Raw genomic sequence first — 4,144 nt, forward strand, 5'->3', positions numbered from 1 at the left:
TCGCAAGATTTTACAGTTAATATCATTTATATCTTAAACATTGACCGTTGTATTAATAAGGACTGGGCATGGTGAATTCGCCACTGTTTTCCGAGATTATAGAAAACCCAGCACTGATGCGCAGCTTGTTGGAGTCATTACCCGAACCCACTTTTCTGATTAACCGCGATGGCGTATATGTGGAGGCCTTAGGAGGCACGGATCGCAGCCGACACCACGACCCAAGGGTTCTCATTGGTCTCAATCTATACCAGGTATTACCCGAAAAAAAAGCCGCTTGGTTTCATCAAATTATCCAAGAAGTCATTGATAACGGACAAATGCGAGAGTTTGAATACGATCTCGACCTAAGGGTGATAGCTCAATTTAAAGGCAGCTCTGGCCCTATCGATATTCAGTTTTTTAACGCATTGGTCATCCCGCTGAAAAATACTGAGTACGTGCTATGGATTGTGAGAAATATTACCGCTTATAAGCGCACGTTAGAGCGGCTTTCTATACACCAACTTGAGTTAGAAAAACTGACCAATGTGGATCATTTAACTCAGGTCTATAACCGTTATGCGATGGACTCATTGCTGCCCAAAGCGTTAGATAAGATCAAACGTGAGCAAAGTAGTGCTGCAATTTTCATGATCGACTTAGATTGCTTCAAAGAATATAACGACCACTATGGCCATGTGAATGGCGATACTGTGCTGCGCAAGATAGCGAGCACTCTGCAGCATTGGAAACGTAAAGATGACCTCTGCTTTCGCTATGGAGGAGATGAATTTCTACTATTTATTGCGGATATTGATATTAAACAGTGCGAGCAAAAAGCATTACAACTACTTAGTGAAGTGAGAGAGCTGCAAATCCCTCACCGCTATTCTCGTGTCTCATTGTATGTATCGATTACTATCGGCATCCAATATTGCGAACACATACCGACTGGCATGACGCCAGAACAGTTTGTATCAACGGCCGATAAAGCGCTGTTTCACGCGAAGAATCAACAGCGCGGAACTATTCATATACTACACAAGGCTTAGTCGATGGTGTGATGATTAGCCCAACGCTGCGCGGCTTGTGCATCTGAATCTCGAGACTCCACCCAGCGTGTTTGTTCGGTGGTGCGCTCTTTCTTCCAAAACGGTGCTTTGGCTTTAAGGTAATCCATAACGAATTCGCACGCCTCAAAAGCCGCGCCACGATGTGAGCTCGACACACCTACAAACACGATTTGATCGCCAATGTCTAAATCACCGATTCGGTGGATCACACGGATTTTTTGCACCGGCCATCGTGCCTGCGCCTGATCACAAATATCACTCAAAGCTTTTTCTGTCATTCCCGGATAGTGCTCAAGCGTTAAGCCAATAACATTATCACCTAAATTCATATCACGAACTTTACCAATAAAGGTAACCACAGCGCCAGCGGAAGTACCTTGCGACAAATCACGGTATTCTGCGTCTACCGAGAAATCTGATATTTGAACGGAAATACGACTATCCATCACTAGCCTCCGGTTACTGGAGGAAAAAAAGCCACTTCATCACCATCACTTAACGAGTAATCAAAGGCAACGATGGTTTGATTGACTGCCACCAGCAGTTTTCCCGGTTGCAAGGCTAAATCCCATTTCCCAGGCTGCGAGGCTAAGTGGCTACGCAGTGCTTCAACCGTAGCAAACTGTGCCTTGAGTTGAATGCTGTCTTGGCCGATCAACTCACGAGTTTGAGCAAAAAAGAGGACATTAATCATGCGTGACCTTTTGTTGTGGCTGAGCGCTAAAGTAACCAGATTTCCCGCCGCTTTTTTCAAGTAAGCGCACTTGTTCAATCACGATATCTTTTTGTACTGCTTTACACATGTCGTAAATGGTTAACGCCGCCACCGATGCCGCGGTTAAGGCTTCCATTTCAACCCCTGTTTTACCGGTTAATTTACACAATGATTCAATTCGAACTTTGCTTTGTGCTTCGATGGCTTCAAGCTGCACTTCTACTTTAGTAAGCAGCAATGGGTGGCACAGTGGGATTAAATCCCACGTTTTCTTCGCCGCTTGAATGCCCGCAATTCTTGCGGTGGCAAACACATCACCTTTGTGGTGTTGCCCAGAAAGGATCAGTTGCAGCGTTTGTGGTGACATCTTCACAAAGGCTTCCGCACGTGCTTCACGTACGGTTTCAGCCTTGGCAGAGACATCGACCATATTGGCTTCGCCTGAGGCATTAATATGAGTAAATTCGCTCATTGAAACCCCGTTAAACCGAAAGATGTGGCATAAAGTTGCATGGGCGATGGCTAGCATCTAACTGCTGTTTGATGATTTTCGTCCAACCGGTTTTGCACGCTCCTGTTGAACCTGGCATGGCAAAAATAACCGTATGGTTGGCAAAACCTGCAATGGCGCGAGACTGAATGGTTGAAGTGCCAATTTCATCGTAAGAGACCAATCGGAACAGCTCGCCAAAACCTTCAACTTCTTTATCAAACAAGGGCTTTAATGCCTCTGGTGTGCTGTCGCGTGAAGTAAAACCCGTTCCGCCCGTGATCAGCACGGCTTGCACGTTTTCATCCGCGATCCACTGAGACACAATCGCGCGAATTTTATACTGATCATCAATAACAATCTGCTTATCGGCCAGAATGTGTCCCGCTTGTTGAAGTTGCTCAGCTAAGTAACCACCTGAAGTATCGTTTTCTTCAGTACGAGTATCGGAAACCGTCAGTACGGCAATATGTGCTGGTTGAAATGCGCTTTCTGCGTGACCCATGTGTTCACCTACTGTTCAAATGTGTACCACATCACCCGCTAAACAATAGCCAGTGACAAAAAGAATTTAGCCACCAATGGAGGCGAGATTAGGCGTCATACCCGTATTGCCATCTTGTAAAAAATGGCTGACCGACTTGGTCTGTAATTGCGCTTGAATTCGCTCAATTAAGGCTTGCTGTTGATTATCTTGGGCGAGCAGATCGCGTAATTCAACGCCTTGCTCACCGAAAAGGCACAGGTGTAACTTCCCCTTTGCCGAAACACGTAAGCGGTTGCAGCTATGGCAAAAGTTTTTCTCATACGGCATGATAAGACCGATTTCACCTTGGTAATCGGCATGAACAAATACTTGCGCTGGCCCATCATTGTGAGCTCGGGTTTTCAGCACCCAACCATTGGCAATCAGTTGATTACGAATGGCAACACCTGAAATATGGTGACGCTCAAACAGCGAGTCCATTTCACCAGTTTGCATTAGTTCAATAAAACGAAGTTGAATAGGGCGATGTTTAATCCAATCTAAAAAAGCAGGTAACTGCTGATGATTAAGGTCTTTTAGCAGCACAACGTTGACTTTAACTTGCTGGTAACCGACTTCAAAAGCGCGATCAATCCCCGCCATCACTTGCGTAAATTTGTTTTCACCCGTGATTTGGTGGAACATTCTTGGATCAAGACTATCGACACTGACATTGATATGCGTTAACCCAGCCGATTGCCAACCTTCTACTTGTTTGGCCATACGGTAACCGTTGGTGGTGGTCGCCACTTTCTCTATACCAGCGGTATTCGCCACACAAGCAATAATGTCGTTAAAGTCTTTACGCAAAGTCGGCTCCCCCCCTGTGATGCGTACTTTCGACGTACCACAGTCGGCAAAGGCTCGCACGACGCGTTGTATTTCAGGAAGGGTTAAAAAAGACGAGTTTTTCTGCCCCGAAGGTTGATAACCATCAGGCAGGCAATATGTGCATTTAAAGTTACAGACATCTGTAACAGATAAACGTAAATAATAAAATTTACGTTGGAATCTATCTTCGAACTGTTGCGCCACGGAACACCTTTCCAAATACGGGAGGCATAATCATTTCCAATTATGCCCTTGTGGTATTAGACCACTGGCTTAACCACCCTATCTCACAAAAATGAGACTTAGCCAGTTAAGCTCGGAGCTATGGCAGCCGTTGAGGTAGTATAATTAACTATCTCTACAGCAGCTGATAAGTAAAATACTTAATATTAGTAAGTGATTCTACCCTTATCGTAAAAAAAAAGAGTCCATTACCCAATTTACCTCCTAATGAGTATGGGTTGTGAACAAGCTGATTTAAATTGTAGTTAATTATTAAAAAATAAGAAGAACAGATGACTCTATAC

Annotated in this window: 6 protein-coding genes and 1 riboswitch; of the genes, 1 reads left to right on the top strand and 5 read right to left on the bottom strand. The window is 44.6% G+C overall.

The window, feature by feature from the left end:
* The first annotated feature begins 68 nt into the window (after positions 1-68).
* Positions 69-1,034, top strand: a complete 966-nt coding sequence (locus B9J87_RS01555) for a sensor domain-containing diguanylate cyclase (protein WP_013857257.1) — start codon at positions 69-71, stop codon at positions 1,032-1,034.
* Here B9J87_RS01555 and moaE read toward each other — a convergent pair.
* The 5 genes from moaE to moaA all read right to left on the bottom strand — a co-directional run bounded on the left by moaE (position 1,031) and on the right by moaA (position 3,821).
* Positions 1,031-1,501, bottom strand: coding sequence for a molybdopterin synthase catalytic subunit MoaE (gene moaE, locus B9J87_RS01560; RefSeq protein ID WP_038148363.1), 471 nt, complete (start codon positions 1,499-1,501; stop codon positions 1,031-1,033). The two genes, B9J87_RS01555 and moaE, sit on opposite strands and share 4 nt — an antisense overlap.
* Positions 1,502-1,503: 2 nt before the next feature.
* A complete protein-coding gene (gene moaD, locus B9J87_RS01565; RefSeq protein WP_094149240.1) occupies positions 1,504-1,749 on the bottom strand; it encodes a molybdopterin synthase sulfur carrier subunit in 246 nt (81 codons plus the stop codon).
* Positions 1,742-2,242, bottom strand: coding sequence for a cyclic pyranopterin monophosphate synthase MoaC (gene moaC, locus B9J87_RS01570; RefSeq protein ID WP_010320681.1), 501 nt, complete (start codon positions 2,240-2,242; stop codon positions 1,742-1,744). The genes moaD and moaC overlap by 8 nt, the downstream gene beginning before the upstream one ends.
* Before the next feature lie 10 nt (positions 2,243-2,252).
* Entirely contained in the window at positions 2,253-2,765 is a 513-nt protein-coding gene (moaB, locus tag B9J87_RS01575; RefSeq protein ID WP_010320682.1) for a molybdenum cofactor biosynthesis protein B, read from the bottom strand.
* Between the two features lie 66 nt (positions 2,766-2,831).
* Positions 2,832-3,821, bottom strand: a complete 990-nt coding sequence (moaA, locus tag B9J87_RS01580) for a GTP 3',8-cyclase MoaA (RefSeq protein ID WP_026028246.1) — start codon at positions 3,819-3,821, stop codon at positions 2,832-2,834.
* Positions 3,810-3,953: riboswitch (molybdenum cofactor riboswitch) on the bottom strand. (Overlaps the previous gene by 12 nt.)
* Between the last annotated feature and the right edge of the window lie 191 nt (positions 3,954-4,144).

This window comes from Vibrio sp. V19_P1S1T109, assembly GCF_002241375.1.
GTDB classification, from domain to species: Bacteria; Pseudomonadota; Gammaproteobacteria; order Enterobacterales; family Vibrionaceae; genus Vibrio; species Vibrio anguillarum.

What these genes read in the sequence shown, in the direction of transcription:
- B9J87_RS01555 (WP_013857257.1), top strand. Translation starts at nt 69, where the DNA reads ATGGTGAATTCGCCACTGTTTTCCGAGATTATAGAAAACCCAGCACTG.
- moaE (WP_038148363.1), bottom strand. Translation starts at nt 1,501, where the DNA reads ATGGATAGTCGTATTTCCGTTCAAATATCAGATTTCTCGGTAGACGCA.
- moaD (WP_094149240.1), bottom strand. Translation starts at nt 1,749, where the DNA reads ATGATTAATGTCCTCTTTTTTGCTCAAACTCGTGAGTTGATCGGCCAA.
- moaC (WP_010320681.1), bottom strand. Translation starts at nt 2,242, where the DNA reads ATGAGCGAATTTACTCATATTAATGCCTCAGGCGAAGCCAATATGGTC.
- moaB (WP_010320682.1), bottom strand. Translation starts at nt 2,765, where the DNA reads ATGGGTCACGCAGAAAGCGCATTTCAACCAGCACATATTGCCGTACTG.